Consider the following 18455-nt stretch of genomic DNA (forward strand, 5'->3'; position numbering starts at 1 on the left):
TTTTTTATTGGGTCGTTTTTAACAAACTAAATACTCAAGCATTAAGCTTCAGTTTTACCCCATGTGTCACGTAGACCAACCGTGCGGTTGAAGACTAGTGCATCTGCTTTAGAGTCTTTCGAATCCACACAGAAGTAACCTGTACGTTCAAACTGGTACGCTTGCTCTGCCACACCTTCTACTAAGCTAGGTTCAACAAAACCATTTAGCGTAACAAGTGATTCAGGGTTTAGCGTTGCAGCGAAGTCATCAGCAGCGGCTGGGTTTGGCACTGTGAATAGACGATCGTACAAACGAATCTCAGCAGGCAGTGCTTTATCAGCAGATACCCAGTGGATAACGCCTTTCACTTTGCGGCCATCTGCAGGGTTCTTACCCAATGTTTCATTGTCGTAAGAACAGAAGATAGTCGTAATGTTGCCTTCTGCATCTTTTTCGATACGTTCAGCTTTGATCACGTAAGCACCACGCAGGCGAACTTCTTTACCTAGAACCAAACGCTTGTACTTTTTGTTTGCTTCTTCACGGAAGTCGTCACGTTCGATCCAAACTTCGCGTGTAAATGGAACTTCACGAGTACCCATTTCTGGCTTGTTCGGGTGGTTTGCAACCGTTAGCGTTTCTACTGTATCTGCTTCGTAGTTTTCGATAACGATCTTAACTGGATCCAGAACAGCCATTGCACGAGGTGCATTTTCGTTCAGATCATCACGGATGCAAGATTCAAGTGAACCGAACTCAATCATGTTCTCTTGCTTAGTTACACCAATACGCTTACAGAATTCACGAATCGAGCTTGAAGTAAAACCACGACGACGTAGGCCAGAAATAGTAGGCATGCGTGGGTCATCCCAACCTTGAACTAGGTTTTCAACCACAAGTTGGTTCAGCTTACGCTTAGACATCACTGTATATTCAAGATTCAGGCGGCTAAACTCGTACTGACGAGGTTGGCAGTCAATCGTGATGTTATCTAGAACCCAATCGTACAAACGACGGTTATCTTGGAATTCAAGCGTACAGATAGAGTGCGTAATACCTTCCAGCGCATCAGAGATACAGTGAGTAAAGTCGTACATTGGGTAAATGCACCACTTGTCAGCCGTTTGATGGTGGTGAGCAAAACGAACACGGTAGATAACAGGATCGCGCATAACCATGAACGAAGAGCTCATGTCGATCTTAGCACGTAGACACGCTTTACCTTCTTCAAAGCCACCGTCACGCATTTTTTCAAACAACGCTAGGTTCTCTTCAGGGCTGCGGTCACGGTATGGGCTCGCTTTACCAGGCTCTTTTAGCGTGCCACGGTACTCACGGATTTGATCAGGACTTAGCTCGTCAACATACGCTAAGCCTTTATTAATTAATTCCACAGCATAAGCGTAAAGCGTATCGAAGTAGTTTGATGAGTAACAAATATCACCAGACCATTCGAAGCCTAACCAGCTTACATCATTCTTAATTGACTCAACGTATTCAACGTCTTCTTTTTCAGGGTTTGTATCATCGAAACGAAGATTACATTGTCCCTGGTAGTCCTGAGCAATACCAAAGTTCAAGCAAATAGATTTAGCGTGACCAATGTGCAGGTAGCCATTTGGCTCCGGCGGGAAACGAGTATGCACGCTACTGTGTGTACCATCCGCTAAATCTTTATCAATAATTTGGCGAATGAAATTCGATGGACGAGCCTCAGCTTCACTCATCTATAGCACCTCTATGTATTTAGTATTGTCAGAGAAAGTTATCTTTCGTCCCCAAGAAAACGGTCGCTTATAGCGCCAGTCAAAGATAGAAAGATCATTGTTGCTAATCATCCACAATTCTTAGCCTTTGCACAATAAGAACCGTCCGTTAATTGCGATTATTTCTGCTATTCGATGAAGAATAGAACGAACCGTGTTCGCTGGTCTTAAACTGCAGGCACAAAAAAGCCTCCCGTGTGGGAGGCTTTCAATTTGACACTTACTTAAGAGTAACTTTACGTCTTAATTAAGTACTTCCCTTACTGTGGAAGTTTTACATCAGATAGGTCTTCGCCTGCACCAATAGCTTTCATTTCGCCAGCTACGATTTCAGCTAGTGGGCCTAGGATAACCTGTAGGTTGTTTTCACCTAGTTTAACCACACCTTTAGCACCAAGTTTCTTAAGAACAACTTCATCTGCAACAGAGCGGTCTTTAAGAGTTAGACGTAGACGAGTGATACAAGCGTCGATTGAAGTTAGGTTGTCGTGACCACCTAGAGCTTTCAGGTATTGACGTGCAAGGTCGCCCTTTGGTGCTTCGCCAGCAGGAGCTGCAACAGCTTCGTCATCATCTTCACGACCTGGCGATTTCAAGTTGAAAGCGCGGATTGCGAAAGAGAAAGTGAAGAAGTATAGAGCACCGAAGCCAAGACCGATTAGTAGTAGTACGAATGGTTTAGTTGCTAGACCCCAGTTCAATACGAAGTCGATAAGACCAGCAGAGAAACCGAAACCGTGCAGAGTACCAAACATGTTAGCAACTACTAGAGACAAACCTGTAAATACAGCGTGCATTGCGTATAGAGCAGGAGCTAGGAATACGAACATGAATTCTAGCGGCTCTGTGATACCTGTTAGGAATGAACAGAATGCAACTGAGAATAGTGCGCCACCAACTTGGCTACGTTTTTCAGCAGGAGCAGCTAGGTACATTGCAAGTGCAGCACCTGGTAGACCGAACATCATTACTGGGAAGAAACCGTTCATGAATACGCCAGCGCCTTTATCGCCGCCGAAGAAACGGTGTAGGTCGCCAGATTTAACTGTTTCAGTTACTTCTTTAACAGTTGCAACAATTTCTGGGTTAACTGAGTTAGCAAATTCAAATGTGTACTCTTGACCAACAACTAAAGTTTTAGCTAGTGCAGGGTCAACACAAAGTTGAGAGAAGCCTTCTGCAGCAACTACGATCTCTTGACAAGAGCCCATACCGAACCAGAAGTACGAGTTCAGTACATGGTGTAGACCTACTGGGATAAGTGCACGGTTAAGAGTACCGTAAACAAATTGACCGATAGCGCCAGACGTTGAAACTGCGTGAGCAAGTGCATCTAGACCAGATTGAACAGCAGGCCATACAACACCAAAGATTGCGCCAGCAACTAGAGCAAATAGACCAGCCATAATAGGAACTAGACGTTTGCCAGAGAAGAATGCTAGCCACTCTGGAAGACGAGTCGCGTGGAATGCATTGTAAGAGTGACCTGCGATGATACCTGCAAAGATACCGCCGAAGAATGACATATTTACACTAGCATCGATGTTTGTTGCGGTTGCTGTCAGAACAAAGTAAGCAACTGCACCAGCAAGGCCTGCTGCGCCGTTACCGTCTTTAGAAAGACCAATAGCTATACCCAAACCAAACAATAATGGTAGTTGACTGAAGATTGCGTTACCAGCAGATGCCATGAATGCGATATCGAGTAAGTCTGGTTGACCCAGACGTAGCAGCAATGCCGCAATCGGAAGCGTTGCGATTGGTAGCATTAACGCCTTACCAAGCTTCTGCGCATATCCTAGAATATTCACCAGTTGTTTCCCCCTATAGGATTTTTTAGAATTCGTTTGAGAAACTTATTTTAGTCGCTCAATTTAGTCCTATTCAGTGTATTCAATTAATTTTGCCCCGCAAATTAAAACCTTACCATTTGTGATCCTAATCACCAGTTTTTACCAAATCCAGAGGTTTTTGCTAGCGAGATCATAAAACTTATTTTATCATTCAAAAAAATGAACATTTATGGATAAAATCCAAATCTAATCATTAGGCAAAAAGATGGTAACTCCGGGCTTATAAAGCACCGTGAATAATCATTATTGATGAACCTAAATGTATAATAAAAATCAATTGTTCATATGTTTTTCAACAACTTAAATCGCTTCTCATTTTGAAGCCGTTTGCCCATAAAAGATAAATCGTTACGTAAATGATGCTCGCAAACTAAGTCCGCATTTAGGTAACGAACGAATTTAAAAGATCTCACGAAATAAGGATTAGCTGACTATGTACGCGCTAAGTAACTGTAAAATTTACACTGGTAGTGATGTTCTAACCGATCATGCTGTTGTAATCGAAAACGAACTGATCAAAAAAGTCTGTCCTATCTCTGAATTGCCAGAAGGAATCGAGCTTCGCGACCTAGACGGAGCAAACCTAAGCCCAGGTTTCATTGACCTACAACTGAATGGTTGTGGCGGTGTAATGCTTAACGATGAGATCACTGCAGAAACCATGCAGATCATGCACAAAGCAAACCTGAAATCTGGCTGTACTAGCTTCCTACCAACGCTTATCACCTCTTCAGACGAAGATATGCGTGCGGTTATTACGGCAGCTCGTGAATACCATAACCAGTACCAAAACCAATCTTTAGGTCTGCACCTTGAAGGCCCTTACCTAAACGTTGCGAAAAAAGGCATCCATAGCGTCGATCACATTCGTAAATCTGACAACGAAATGATTGAGCTTATCTGTGAGAACCGTGACCTTGTTGCAAAAGTAACATTGGCTCCAGAGCTTAACGACCCTGAACACATCGAACGCCTGCACAAAGCTGGCGTTGTCGTTTCTATCGGCCACACCAACGCAACTTACGCAGAAGCGCGTCAAGGTTTCGAATCTGGTATCACGTTCGCCACTCACCTGTTCAATGCAATGACGCCGATGGTTGGTCGTGAGCCTGGCGTTGTTGGCGCGATTTACGATACTCCTGAGGTTTACGCTGGCATTATTGCCGACGGCTTCCACGTTGATTACGCAAACATCAGAATTGCGCATAAAATCAAGGGAGAAAAGTTGGTATTAGTGACGGATGCCACAGCTCCTGCAGGTGCTGACATGGAATACTTTATTTTTGTCGGTAAGAAAGTATATTACCGTGATGGTAAGTGTGTTGATGAAAACGGCACACTGGGCGGCTCAGCTCTGACTATGATTGAAGCAGTTCAGAATACAGTTGAGCACGCTGGTATCGCTTTAGACGAAGCTCTTCGCATGGCTACGCTATACCCAGCTACGGCTATCGGTGTAGAAAGCAAGCTAGGTCGAATCAAAAAAGGCATGGTTGCAAACCTAGCTGTATTTGACCGAGACTTTAACGTTAAAGCGACTGTTGTTAACGGACAATACGAGCACAATTAAGTATGAATGGCGGACAAATAGGTAACGTAGACTTAGTTAAACAACTAAACAGTGCGGCGGTATACCGACTTATAGACCAACAGGGGCCTATCAGTCGTATACAAGTGGCTGATGTAAGCCAACTCGCACCGGCAAGTGTTACAAAAATTACCCGCCAACTTTTAGAGCGCGGCCTAATTAAAGAGGTTGCGCAGCAAGCGTCTACTGGCGGTAGACGCGCTATCTCCCTAACCACAGAAGTAGAGCCTTTTCATTCTGTTGCTGTGCGTTTGGGTCGAGACTACATTCAAATAAGCCTGCATGACCTTGGTGGTCGTGAATTGGCTTTCCAACAGCAAGACCTGAATTATTCAGACCAATCAGACCTTACCCAAGGCTTGGTCAATAACCTCAAAGCTTTCATTGCTGAGCATCAACCAAAGATCGATCAACTGATTGCTATTGGTGTCACGCTTCCAGGCTTGGTTAACCCAACGACCGGTGTTGTTGAGTACATGCCGAATACCGACATCGATAACCTCGCATTAAGCGACATTATTCGCGATACATTCCATGTTGCTTGTTTTGTTGGTAACGATGTTCGTGGAATGGCGCTTGCTGAGCACTACTTCGGTGCAAGTAAAGATAGCCAAGATTCTATTTTGGTCAGTGTTCACCGTGGTACAGGTGCAGGTATTATCGTTAATGGTCAGGTTTTCCTAGGTCATAACCGTAATGTGGGTGAAATTGGTCATATCCAAATTGATCCGCTAGGCGAGCAATGCCAATGTGGTAACTTCGGCTGTCTTGAAACAGTAGCGGCAAACCCAGCTATCGTTGAACGCGTGCAGAAGCTGATTAAACAAGGCTATGAGTCTTCTTTAACAGAGCTTAAGCATATTACGATTCAAGACGTTTGTGACCACGCGATTAATGGTGATGAGCTAGCCAAGCAAAGCTTAGTTCGAGTAGGAAACCAGTTAGGTAAGGCTATCGCGATGACGATTAACTTATTTAACCCTCAAAAAGTTATCATTGCTGGTGATATTACCAAGGCACAAGAGATTGTTTTTCCTGCAATTAAGCGCAATGTAGAGAATCAGTCGTTAACGACTTTCCATAGCGGCCTGCCTATTGTAGCATCACAGATCGGTAAACATCCTACGATGGGAGCTTTTGCTATGATTAAGCGCGCCATGCTTAACGGCGTGTTACTGCAGAAGCTTCTCGAAGACTAGAGAAAACAATTCTGATTTTCCGCGGGCCGTGTTTGTATAAACACGGCCCGTTTTTTTAAGCTAGGGAACTACAACAACAAGTTATGGAACTTATATTAATATCCACTGCGTTTATCGCAGGATTTATTGCTTTAAAGTGTCACCTTCCCCCATTAGTTGGTTTTTTGGTTGCAGGCTTTGGGCTTTTTGCCTTTGGCTTTGAAACCAATGACACCATCATTACTTTAGCTGACCTTGGTGTCACGCTGCTTCTATTTACTATCGGCTTAAAGCTCGATATCAAAACCCTACTCTCTAAAGAGATCTGGGCTGGCGCGACAATCCACAACCTTTTGTCCACTCTGTTTTTCGCCGTCGCCCTGTTTGGCTTTAAGTTCTTAGGTATTTCATCGCTAGCTGCCATGTCGGTAGAACAGATCGTTCTGCTCGGTTTTGCTCTTTCATTCTCTAGTACTGTATTTGCGGTTAAGACTCTGCAAGAGAAAGGCGAAATGAATGCGACCTACGGAACGTTAGCGATTGGTATCTTGGTCATGCAGGATATCTTCGCCGTAGTATTCTTAACGGCTTCTACGGGCAAAATACCTGAGTGGTATGCAATTGCTCTGTTTGCCCTACCCTTATTACGCCCACTGTTCTACAAAGTGCTCGATTGGGTTGGTCACGGTGAGATGCTGGTTCTTTCCGGCATCTTCTTCGCATTAGTCGTCGGTGCTGGTTTATTCCATTTGGTTGGTGTGAAACCAGATTTGGGGGCTCTTGTTCTAGGTATGTTACTTGCTGGTCACCCAAAAGCCTCAGAATTATCAAAGGCGCTGTTTAACCTTAAAGAACTTTTCCTTGTCTGTTTCTTCTTGAATATTGGTCTGTCAGAGCAACCAACCATTCAAGGCTTTATGCTCGCAATCTTGTTCTTGCTGATGCTGCCTGTGAAAGGTGTTCTCTACTTCTTGGTACTCAACCGCTTCAAGTTCCGTGTTCGAACGTCTCTACTTGCCTCGCTATCACTGTTTAACTATAGCGAGTTTGGCCTCATCGTTGGTGGTCTCGCCTTCAAGATGGGTTGGATGTCGGGTGATATCTTAGTTGCCGTTGCCATTGCAGTTTCACTGTCTTTTCTAATCGCTGCTCCTTTAAACCGAGCTGGTCATAAGCTTTATCAGCAGTCAGGTAAATGGCTAAAAGAGCATGCGTCAGAAAAGCTTCACCGACGTGATAAGCGAATTGACCCTGGTCGTGCCCAAGTGCTTATTCTAGGTATGGGCCGAATTGGTACCGGTGCTTATGACGAATTACGTACTCGCTATGGCAAGGTCAGCCTAGGTGTAGAAGTGCGTGAAGAAGCCGCGCACAACCACAGAAGCCAAGGCAGAAACGTGATTTCTGGCGACGCGACTGACCCAGATTTCTGGGAGCGAATTCTAGATACAGCAAACGTAAAGCTGGTGATTTTGGCAATGCCTCACCACCAAGGTAATCAAACCGCTTTAGAACAATTAAAGTCACGTAACTTTAAAGGCCAAATTGCGGCTATTGCTGAATATCCCGATCAACTCGAAACACTGAAAGAGAATGGCGTTGATGCGGCATTTAACATTTACAGCGAGGCTGGTAGTGGTTTTGCTCGCCACGTTTGCGAACAGTTAAATCCAAATATCAATAAAATCTAGTATTAGACAGTGTTCAACTAAACCTCTCAAAACTGCCTATTTTTCGCACTTTTGAGAGGTTTTTGTTTAAAAAACCAACCGCAATTAAACATCACACACCAAAAGCACATAAAAATTAGATAATTTCTAACAGAACACCCTTTATATTATTTTTTTGCTCACATCCGGTTGCTTTTTTTAGCCAGAATGGCAAATTGAATGCAGTTGATTTGGAAATTATTTAAAAGGAAGTTCTATGTGTTCAGTATTTGGCATTCTCGACATTAAAAGTGATGCCGCAACACTTCGCCCTATTGCTTTAGAAATGTCTAAGAAGCTTCGTCACCGTGGTCCAGACTGGTCTGGTATCTATGCTGGTGAAAAAGCAATCCTTGCTCATGAACGTCTTGCTATTGTTGGCTTGAACAGTGGTGCTCAACCACTATACAGTCAAGACAAAAAGCACATTCTTGCAGTAAACGGTGAAATTTATAACCACAAAGAACTTCGTGCACGCTATGAAGATAAGTACCAGTTCCAGACTGATTCTGACTGTGAAGTTATCCTAGCGCTATACCAAGAGATGGGTGCAGACCTTCTAGAAGAGCTTAACGGTATTTTCGCATTCGTTTTATACGACGAAGAGAAAGACGAGTACCTAGTGGGCCGCGACCATATTGGTATCATCCCGCTTTACCAAGGTTACGATGAGCACGGCAACTACTACGTGGCTTCAGAGATGAAAGCATTGGTTGAAGTATGTAAGACGATCAGTGAATTCCCTCCAGGTAGCTTCTACTCTTCGAAAGATGCTGAACCTCAACGCTACTACATCCGCGATTGGAACGAGTACGCTGCGGTACAAGGCAACAGCACAAGCAAAGAAGAACTGACTGAAGCGCTAGAAGCAGCCGTTAAACGTCAACTAATGACTGACGTTCCTTACGGTGTACTTCTATCTGGTGGCCTGGATTCATCAATTACTTCAGCAGTTGCAAAGCGCTTTGCGGCAATGCGTATCGAAGATGATGAGCAATCTGAAGCTTGGTGGCCACAACTGCACTCGTTCGCTGTTGGTCTTGAAGGCGCACCAGACCTTATCGCTGCTCGTGAAGTTGCGGACAAGATCGGAACTGTGCACCATGAGATGACTTACACTATTCAGGAAGGCCTAGACGCAATCCGTGACGTTATCTACCATATCGAAACTTACGATGTAACGACGATTCGTGCATCAACGCCAATGTACTTGCTGGCTCGTAAGATCAAAGCGATGGGCATCAAGATGGTACTTTCAGGTGAAGGTGCTGATGAAATCTTTGGTGGTTACCTGTACTTCCATAAAGCGCCAAACGCGAAAGAGTTCCACGAAGAGACAGTACGTAAACTGCTTGCTCTAAGCATGTTCGACTGTGCTCGTGCAAACAAATCGCTAGCGGCATGGGGTGTTGAAGGCCGTGTACCATTCTTGGATAAAGAGTTCATCGATGTCGCAATGCGTCTGAACCCTGAAGATAAGATGTGCGGTAACGGTAAGATGGAGAAACACATCCTGCGTGAGTGTTTTGAAGACTACCTACCAGATTCAATCGCATGGCGTCAAAAAGAGCAGTTCTCTGATGGTGTTGGCTACGATTGGATTGATACATTGAAAGCAACGGCTGAAGCAAAAGTAACGGATCAACAAATGGAAGCTGCTAAGTTCCGTTTCCCTTACAACACGCCAACAACCAAAGAAGGTTATGCTTACCGTGAAATCTTTGAGGAGCTATTCCCTCTAGAATCTGCGGCAGAGTGTGTACCTGGTGGTCCTTCAGTTGCTTGTTCATCAGCGAAAGCGATTGAGTGGGATGAGTCATTCAAAAACTGTGTCGACCCATCAGGCCGTGCAGTACAAGCCGTTCACAACGATGCTTACAACGCTTAGAGCGTTTTGAACAAATCCTAAAGACTAAAAAAGGCGCATTATGCGCCTTTTGTTTTAAGCCTATTTTTATTACTGCAGTTATGCGCGAGCTTGTAGTGCTTCGTTCTCAATACTGATTGGAACGACTTGGCTGATCATTTTCACCAGCATAATCGATCGAGCCTCACCGTCTTTCTGATCGAAAATAGCTTCAACCCCAGCAAATTGGCCACTCTGAATCTTAACTACCTGTCCAGATTCAAACTCAACACAACAATCTTCCACTTCGTTACTGCAGCACTTCTCAAACTCTTTAAGTTCAAACACCAAGTCTCCTTGGACCTCGTGCGGCAGTGAACCGAACTTAATAAAGTCCACAACGCCACGTGTTGAACGAACGGTCGTGAAGCTAGGACCTTGCTCATAATCGAAGCGAACAAAGATGTAAGACGGAAACAGCGGTTCTTTGACCTGCTTTTCTTTCCCTCTCACCACCTTTTTGACTTCTATTTGAGGGTAAAAGCACTCTACCCCCTGATTCTCTAAGTGCTGCTGAGCGCGTTTTTGATCACCACGCTTACAGTAAAGCAAATACCAACGTTTCATTTAACTAGCCATTTTATATTTTTAGATATTTTACCACATGCCTAAAACGGTTGAATCGCCATTAATAAAATGAATCGTTGCTAACGAAAAATAATGCGTAGCAGACCAATTTATCAACAAAAAGTTATAGGTGTCGGAGTGGTTAAGCATTGTACAGAGATCATTTAGAGATCAAAAGACTCATTGTTGTAAGCATATGTATACCCCACCTAATGAGCACACCACTCCCTTTAAACTCAAAATGATACACCAGAGCAATGCATCTAAAGATTTTTATTCAACACGACTTTAATAAAGGTTATTAACCAACCAGCTCAAATCTGGAAAATTAGTTTGCAGCACACTTAAAATGGGCAACATTAAAAGTAAAGATGATTAATATCAATACCTTAGCTAAACCAAGTTGTCGTAACCATAAAATACGTCTATTGCAGACTTTTATCCCGCTGTGTATACATGAATGACTATAAAATCTTTTAATACCTAAAATTAGTAAAACTTATGTCAAGCAACCACAACATCTTTGGCCACCCTAGAGGCCTATTTCTACTTTTTAGCACAGAGCTATGGGAACGTTTCTCTTACTATGCGATGCGCGCCATCCTTGTCTTATTTTTGACTGACACTACCCTCAACGGTGGACTGGGTTGGTCAACGAAAGACGCACTCGATCTCTACGGTATTTACACCGGTTTAGTCTACATCACACCATTAATTGGTGGCTGGATTGCCGATAACTACCTAGGTCAGCGTAAATCAATTCTGATTGGCGGTGTATTAATGGCACTTGGCCAATTTACACTGGCTCTACCTAACGGCTTCATCGGTTTAGACCAAGTGAACGCTCTGTACCTTGGTTTAGCACTGCTAATCAGTGGTAACGGTATGTTTAAGCCGAACATCTCAACCATGGTTGGCGATCTGTACCAAGAAGGCGATAACCGCCGTGACGGTGCTTTCACCATTTTCTACATGGGCATCAACTTAGGTGCGCTGCTTGGTGGCTTAATTTCAGGTGCTGCTGTCGATTCATTCGGTTGGAAAGCAGGTTTCCTAGCCGCTGGTATTGGTATGGTTATTAGCTTGATCATGCAAGTGACAATGGCTCAGTCTTGGTTAGGCAACATCGGTTCTGTACCTGCTGCTGCAAGAGCGAAAGCACTGAACAAATCTAAAGAAAAAGCGCCACTGACCAAAGAAGAGTTCGACAGACTAAAAGTGATTCTTATCATGGGTCTGTTCGTGATTGTATTCTGGGCGGGCTTTGAACAAGCTGGCGGCCTAATGAACATCTACACTCAACAATATACTGACCGTATGATTGGTGGCTTTGAAGTTCCTGCTGCGTGGTTCCAATCTTTGAACCCATTCTTCATCATTACACTTGCTCCAATCATTGCTGCGTTCTGGGTGAAACTGGGTAAGCGTGAACCCAACTCTCCTGTGAAGTTTGCAATGGCATTGTTCTTCTTAGCACTGGGCTTTGTGTGCATGATGGGCGCGGTAATGGAGCAAGGCGGTGACCTAACAGTGAAAACATCAATGCTATGGCTAGTCGGCGCTTTCTTCTTCCATACCCTTGGTGAGCTTTGTCTATCGCCTATTGGCCTGTCGTTGGTCACTAAGTTAGCTCCGCTTCGCCTAGCATCATTGATGATGGGTGCATGGTTTGGCTTCAATGCGGTGGCAAACTACGTGGCAGGCCTGGTTGGTTCTCACGTTGGTGAGCTTGGTGCTATGTCAATCTTCAGTGGTATTGCTATCACAGCAACGGTGAGTGGCATATTACTGCTGCTTTGTGCTGGTAAGCTTGTGTCATGGATGCACGGCGTAGAAACCAACATGACGCTTGAAGCAGAGCCTAAAGCTAAGCAAGCAACAGAGACATCTGCGGCTTAACTCTCAAGCTGTTTCAAAACGAAATATCCTGATCAAAAAGGGCTGCTCAATGAGCAGCCCTTTTGTTATCTATTCAATCGCCATATCAGTTAGCGATGAAGCGCCACTAGTTCAGCCATCATATCGATGTGCGAATCTCTGTCGTTCAGACACATAATGTAGCTAAAGTCCGAACCACCAGCGTCAATGAAAGTCTCTTTACACTGGTCTGAAATCTCTTCCAACGTTTCCAAACAGTCAACCGAAAAGGCAGGTGCCATAATGTCGATCTTCTTGATGCCTTTACTCGGCAGTGATTCAAGTGTCTCGTCAGTGTATGGCTTCAACCACTCTTCTCGACCAAATCGCGATTGGTATGTCATTGTGATATCGTCCGCTGACAAACCTAACTCTGCCGCAAGCAGCTTTGTTGTCGCTTCACAATGCTGAGGGTAGATATCGCCTTCATCAGCCAGTCGCTTCGGAATACCGTGGAAAGAACACACTAAATGATCGGCTCTGCCATTTTTATCCCAATGACTGCGGACGCTTTCAGCCAATGCTTTGGCATAGCTTGGGTGCGCGTAGTAGTCGCGAATAAAGCGATAGCTCGGGATAACTGGCATCTGCTTAAAGGCTTTGGTTAAACCATCAGAAACCGCCGCTGTGGTTGTACCAGAGTACTGCGGATATAAAGGCAGTACGATGATGTCCTCAACGCCCTGCTCCATCAGTTGCTCAACACCAGTCTTTAGGCTTGGGTTGCCATAGGTCATACCCAGTGCAACAGGCATCTCTAGCTTCTTCTGGAGCTTTTCAGCTTGTCTTTGAGAGTACACAAGCAGTGGTGAGCCTTCATCCATCCAGACAGACTGATACAGCTTAGCAACTTTAGGCGAGCGAATCGGTAAAATCACCCCATGTAATATAGGACACCAAAGCCAACGCGTTAGGTTTACAACTCGCTTGTCGTGTAAGAATTCACTCAAAAATCGACGAACGCCAGCGGGGGTCGCCGAATCTGGAGTTCCTAAGTTCACCAGTAAAACACCCTGCTTTTTATTATTTTCCATAGATACCTGAGACCAATATGTGATTTTCTGGAAAGTAATATACTAATCTGCATAAGTTTAAGATCATTGCGCCTCAATGAAAGTCTGAATAATCACTCTTCATATGAGATACACAACATCCACTCTCAATTGCTAGCCACTGCCATCGGGTCTGAACCGTTCTGAATCATGTGCAATCAAATTATCTAGATTGGTATCGTACTAAAAATTGAAACAAAAAAAGCGACCCTTAAGGTCGCTTCCAATATATCAAATTCTAAAACTGGCTGTTAGCCAATTATGCTAGTGCTTTCTCAAGTTCTGCACTAACTTCAGCAACTTGCTTAGTACCATCAAACTTAAGGTACTGAGTGTTGCCTGCTTCAGCTTCTTTACCGTAGTAAGAGATAAGCGGAGCTGTTTGATCGTGGTATACACCTAGACGTGCACGAACTGTTTCTTCTTTGTCGTCATCACGTACAACTAGGTCTTCACCCGTTACGTCATCTTTACCTTCTTCTTTAGGTGGGTTGTACACATTGTGGTATGTACGACCAGAAGGAAGGTGAGCACGACGACCAGCCATACGCTCAACAATCACATCGTCAGCTACGTCGAATTCAACAACGTAATCAACAGCGATGCCCATTTCTTTTAGGCCATCCGCTTGTGGGATTGTGCGTGGGAAACCGTCTAGTAGGAAACCTTTCTCACAGTCATCTTGAGCGATACGCTCTTTGATAAGACCAAGGATAATTTCATCAGAAACTAGCTGACCAGCGTCGATTACTGATTTTGCTTGCTTACCAAGCTCAGTACCCGCTTTGATAGCAGCACGTAGCATGTCACCAGTTGAAATTTGAGGGATACCAAATTTGTTCATGATGAAGTTAGCTTGAGTACCTTTACCCGCGCCAGGAGCACCTAGAAGAATGATGCGCATGTTTAATCCTCTTATAAAATTATGATTTATACCGAAGCTCACTATCCCTCCACTCTTGCTCATTTTTAGGATGAACAGAAAGCGTTAAGTAACCATTGAGGCTAAGCAAAACTGTGAACAGAAGCAAAACGGTAAGTTTCGGTATAACGTTTAAAAATCATACAACTGGAGTTGATAGCTTCCTAGCCCCAGCTGATTAGGTCGAGCATTCTATCACATTAATATTCAATTTGGCTGAATTTACGACTAAAGAATGCATCGACAACATTTGTTGTGACGATAACGGTGACGTTGACCACGTTAGGTCAATTTTCAACGACGTTCATAAAAAAAGCCCGCATTTGCGAGCTTTTTATTACAATCATTGGCTTAACCTAAAGTCGAAAGACTAACGCTTTGTTAGTAGCTCGTTGATTGCACCCAAGAATTGTGACGGATCTTCCATTGAGCCCTTTTCAGCCAGCATCGCTTGACCAAGTAGCAACTCAACCCAACGACCAAACGCTTGCTCGTCTGCTTCGTCAGCCATCTGTTTAACCAGTGCGTGCTCAGGGTTAATCTCGAAGATGTACTTCACTTCCGGTGCCGCTTGACCCGCAGCTTCAAGAAGCTTCGCCATTTGCGTGCCCATTTCGAAGTCGTCAGTCACAACAACCGCAGGTGTCGTTGCTAGCTTGAAGGTCGTACGAACTTCTTTAACACGACCACCTAGGTAAGATTGAGTACGCTCAACAACAGATTTGAACTCTTCTTCTGTCTCTTTTTGCTTCTCTTTCTCTTCTTCACCTTCAAACTTGCTTAGGTCTAAGCCTGCTTTAGTGATCGATTGGAACTGTTTACCGTCGAAGTCAGTCAGGTAGTTCATTACGTACTCATCAATACGATCGTACATTAGAACCACTTCAATACCTTTAGCTTTGAACTGCTCCAAGTGTGGGCTGTTCTTAGCGGCAGCGTAGCTATCTGCTGTCAGGTAGTAAATCTTATCTTGGCCTTCTTTCATGCGCTCAACGTAAGATTCTAAGCTGATGGTTTGTTCAGCAGAATCCACTTCCGTTGACGAGAAACGAAGTAGACCAGCGATCTTCTCTTTGTTCGCCATATCTTCAGCCGGGCCTTCTTTCAATACTAGGCCGAACTCTTTCCAAAACTCTAGGTACTTATCATTGTCATTCTTCGCCATGCGCTCAAGCATAGTCAGTACACGCTTGGTACATGCGCCACGAAGAGACTGAGTTACCTTGTTGTCTTGCAGGATTTCACGAGACACGTTCAATGGCAGATCGTTTGAGTCAATCAAGCCACGAACGAAACGCATGTAAGATGGCATAAACTGCTCTGCGTCATCCATGATGAATACACGCTGCACGTAAAGTTTCAAGCCACTCTTGTGGTCACGGTTCATCATGTCCCAAGGTGCTTTCGCTGGGATGTAAAGCAGGCTTGTGTAATCGTTCTTACCTTCAACCTTGTTGTGGCTCCAGGTTAGTGGATCAGCAAAGTCGTGAGATACGTGCTTGTAAAACTCTTGGTACTCTTCTTTCTCGATATCAGATTTGTTGCGAGTCCAAAGCGCTTGCGCCTTATTGATCTGTTCCCAATGTTTCTCTTCGGTGTCTTTACCTTCGTCATCTTTCACTGCTGTGAAGATAGAAACAGGAATACCGATGTGGTCAGAATATTTACCAATCACTTCACGCAGACGCCACTCATTTAAGAACTCTTTACCGTCTTCACGCATGTGCAGAACGATGTCAGTACCACGAGACTCTTTAGTGATGTCTTCGATTGTGTAATCGCCTTCACCTGCAGAGTGCCACTGAACAGCTTCATTGTTCGGCAGGCCAGCTGCACGAGTGCGAACCGTTACCGCGTCTGCCACGATAAATGCAGAATAAAAACCAACACCAAATTGACCGATCAGCTGAGAGTCTTTGCTCTGATCTTCAGACAACTTTGAGAAAAAGTCTGCAGTGCCTGACTTCGCGATCGTACCTAAATGCTCAATAACGTTGTCGCGGCTCATACCGATACCGTTATCAGAAATGGTTAACGTGTTTGCTTCCGCGTTGAAAGAAAGTTTTACACCTAGATCTGCATCACCTTGGTAAAGGTCACCGTTCGATAGAGCTTGAAAACGAAGCTTATCAGCCGCGTCAGATGCGTTAGAGATCAGCTCACGTAGAAAGATTTCTTTATTTGAATACAGTGAGTGAATCATTAGATGAAGTAGTTGTTTTACTTCAGATTGAAAGCCACGAGTCTCTTTATTTTGCGTTGCCGTTTCGCTCATTTTTACTCCAAAACATCTATACTTTATGTTGAATAATCATAGGGGCGTAACACTTGATGCCACTCTTCTGTTCATTAACATGAGGATGACAAATGTAAATTCAAGGTCAAAAATCATAAAAACACTGTTTTTTTTATCTGTTTTTATTATCCTTGAGCCTGATAAATATAAAAGAACATAAAATAAGCCATGATTTGGTGAAGAATTAACGGAACTTCACCTGAGATTTGTCTATTTCGCCCCCCAAAACAATCCAAAATAGAAGAATTCAATGAGTAATATCGGCACAAAGTTTATTCTCGCACAACGGTTCGTATTCGACCCAAACAGCAATTCACTTGTCGATCAAATGAGCGACGGTGAAGTCGTACGTCTTGGTAGCAATGAAAGCCGCATTCTCTTGATGCTGTCAGAAAGGCCTAATGAAGTTATCACTCGTAATGAATTGCATGAGTATGTTTGGCGAGACCAAGGCTTTGAGGTGGATGACTCAAGCTTAACGCAAGCCGTATCGACTCTGAGAAAGATGCTCAAAGACTCGACTAAATCTCCTGAATTCGTAAAGACAGTACCGAAGCGCGGTTACCAATTTATTGCGACCGTTGAGCGCTCTGCGCCACTGTCATCAAATGATCAGCCAGTAGCCGCTGAAATTGCAGAAAATGACGTTGAACCTATCCTAACGTTTGCAACGCCTGCAGCGACTGAACAAGCAATCACTGACACATTTGAACCTGAGCCAATTACAAAAGTTCAACAAACTAAAGTGGCAGTAGAACCAGCAACCGCTCCTGTTGTAGCTCCGGCTAAAAGCACCAATAAATGGTTAACATTTTGGTTACTGCTTGCCGCTTTCATCATGCCGATTCTCGTTTTAACGTTTACTACCCCGGTGGAGTCCGAGTTCACGGTTTTGACTGAAGTGGATGGTGTAAAGGTTCAATCACCGGTTAACCACCCAGACCTCAGCAGTTGGCTGCCAGCAATAGAAAAGTGTGTATTAAGTTACAACACGAGTCACACTGGTGTGTTAAAGCCGGCTGAAGTGATCGCTACAGGAGGACAAACCAATAACCTTGCCCTCAACTACATTCACTCGCAAGATTACTCGAGCGAAAATGTAACCCTAAGAATTTACGCAAACCAGTCGGATGTAAACGACATTTGTAACGGTGGTAAGTAACATGAAATTAAAAGTATCGATTATCTTACTGGTTCTATCGGCATTTTTGAGTGGTTGGCTATATTGGAGCAGCAATGCAAAAGTAGAGCGCTTGCTCACTCAGCATGAATGGCAGTCGAGAATGGTGACGCTGATTAGCGATAACAAGCAAGCTGACTCAATCGGCCCACTTCGTAGAGTTGAACTATCATCGAATGCGAAATACCTACCAAATGGTACATATTTAAGAATGTCAGTGGTTAGACTTTACGGTAATCAAACTGAGCCTGCGAATGTCATCAACATCTCTGAAACGGGTCAGTGGGATATTAACGATAACTACTTACTGGTTTCGCCAACGGAGTTTAAAGATGTGACCTCGGCTCAGCGCCAAGACTTTTCAGAAGAACAGCTAGAGCTGATCACTCAAGTCATTAAGATGGACGCAGAGCAAAGCCGCCGCATAGATATTGTTAACCCGAAGGCACTGCTACTGACTAGCTTAAATCATGGTTCTACCGTATTGTTTTCAAACTAAGATTGGATCGCTATTTACTGTTTATGAATAGCTGAATACC

General features: G+C 44.0%; 13 protein-coding genes. 7 read left to right on the forward strand and 6 right to left on the reverse strand.

The window, feature by feature from the left end; translation table 11 throughout:
• Positions 1 to 41: 41 nt before the first annotated feature.
• Together glnS and nagE are read right to left on the reverse strand one after the other, a co-directional pair.
• Positions 42 to 1709 (reverse strand): glutamine--tRNA ligase, encoded by a 1668-nt coding sequence (glnS, locus tag AB4263_RS06815; protein WP_372097950.1) that lies wholly within the window; start codon positions 1707 to 1709, stop codon positions 42 to 44.
• A gap of 299 nt (positions 1710 to 2008) precedes the next feature.
• Complete coding sequence (gene nagE, locus AB4263_RS06820) at positions 2009 to 3559, reverse strand: N-acetylglucosamine-specific PTS transporter subunit IIBC (RefSeq protein WP_032545860.1); 1551 nt, start codon at positions 3557 to 3559, stop codon at positions 2009 to 2011.
• 475 nt (positions 3560 to 4034) lie between these two features.
• On the opposite strand from nagE, the gene nagA reads away from it, so the two are divergent.
• From nagA to asnB, 4 genes are all read left to right on the forward strand, one after another.
• Entirely contained in the window at positions 4035 to 5171 is a 1137-nt protein-coding gene (gene nagA / locus AB4263_RS06825; RefSeq protein WP_017062193.1) for an N-acetylglucosamine-6-phosphate deacetylase, read from the forward strand.
• Positions 5172 to 5173: 2 nt separating this feature from the next.
• Entirely contained in the window at positions 5174 to 6388 is a 1215-nt protein-coding gene (locus tag AB4263_RS06830; protein ID WP_372097952.1) for an ROK family protein, read from the forward strand.
• A gap of 83 nt (positions 6389 to 6471) precedes the next feature.
• On the forward strand, positions 6472 to 8058 hold the full coding sequence (locus AB4263_RS06835; RefSeq protein WP_372097954.1) for a cation:proton antiporter: 1587 nt from the start codon (positions 6472 to 6474) through the stop codon (positions 8056 to 8058).
• A 235-nt stretch (positions 8059 to 8293) separates the two neighbouring features.
• Positions 8294 to 9964: an asparagine synthase B gene (gene asnB / locus AB4263_RS06840; protein WP_102320162.1), complete on the forward strand. Its 1671-nt coding sequence runs from the start codon at positions 8294 to 8296 to the stop codon at positions 9962 to 9964.
• A gap of 78 nt (positions 9965 to 10042) precedes the next feature.
• Here asnB and rfaH read toward each other — a convergent pair whose 3' ends face one another.
• A complete protein-coding gene (rfaH, locus tag AB4263_RS06845; protein WP_017062197.1) occupies positions 10043 to 10549 on the reverse strand; it encodes a transcription/translation regulatory transformer protein RfaH in 507 nt (168 codons plus the stop codon).
• Between the two features lie 501 nt (positions 10550 to 11050).
• On the opposite strand from rfaH, the gene AB4263_RS06850 reads away from it, so the two are divergent.
• Positions 11051 to 12448, forward strand: a complete 1398-nt coding sequence (locus AB4263_RS06850) for a peptide MFS transporter (protein ID WP_372097956.1) — start codon at positions 11051 to 11053, stop codon at positions 12446 to 12448.
• 89 nt (positions 12449 to 12537) lie between these two features.
• On the opposite strand, the gene hemH is transcribed toward AB4263_RS06850, so the two are convergent.
• The 3 genes from hemH to htpG form a co-directional block, all read right to left on the reverse strand.
• On the reverse strand, positions 12538 to 13500 hold the full coding sequence (hemH, locus tag AB4263_RS06855; protein ID WP_171733378.1) for a ferrochelatase: 963 nt from the start codon (positions 13498 to 13500) through the stop codon (positions 12538 to 12540).
• A 277-nt stretch (positions 13501 to 13777) separates the two neighbouring features.
• Positions 13778 to 14422, reverse strand: a complete 645-nt coding sequence (gene adk / locus AB4263_RS06860) for an adenylate kinase (protein WP_048612175.1) — start codon at positions 14420 to 14422, stop codon at positions 13778 to 13780.
• A gap of 388 nt (positions 14423 to 14810) precedes the next feature.
• Positions 14811 to 16715, reverse strand: coding sequence for a molecular chaperone HtpG (gene htpG, locus AB4263_RS06865; RefSeq protein WP_017062201.1), 1905 nt, complete (start codon positions 16713 to 16715; stop codon positions 14811 to 14813).
• 271 nt (positions 16716 to 16986) lie between these two features.
• On the opposite strand from htpG, the gene AB4263_RS06870 reads away from it, so the two are divergent.
• Together AB4263_RS06870 and AB4263_RS06875 are read left to right on the forward strand one after the other, a co-directional pair.
• Complete coding sequence (locus AB4263_RS06870) at positions 16987 to 17898, forward strand: transcriptional regulator (RefSeq protein ID WP_136978865.1); 912 nt, start codon at positions 16987 to 16989, stop codon at positions 17896 to 17898.
• Position 17899: 1 nt separating this feature from the next.
• The gene (locus AB4263_RS06875) at positions 17900 to 18415 is read left to right on the forward strand and encodes a regulatory protein ToxS (protein WP_017063402.1); all 516 of its coding nucleotides are present in this window, start codon (positions 17900 to 17902) and stop codon (positions 18413 to 18415) included.
• Positions 18416 to 18455: the final 40 nt, after the last annotated feature.

The sequence above is a fragment of the Vibrio sp. 10N.261.55.C5 genome (genome assembly GCF_041470505.1).
GTDB classification, from domain to species: domain Bacteria; phylum Pseudomonadota; class Gammaproteobacteria; order Enterobacterales; family Vibrionaceae; genus Vibrio; species Vibrio crassostreae_C.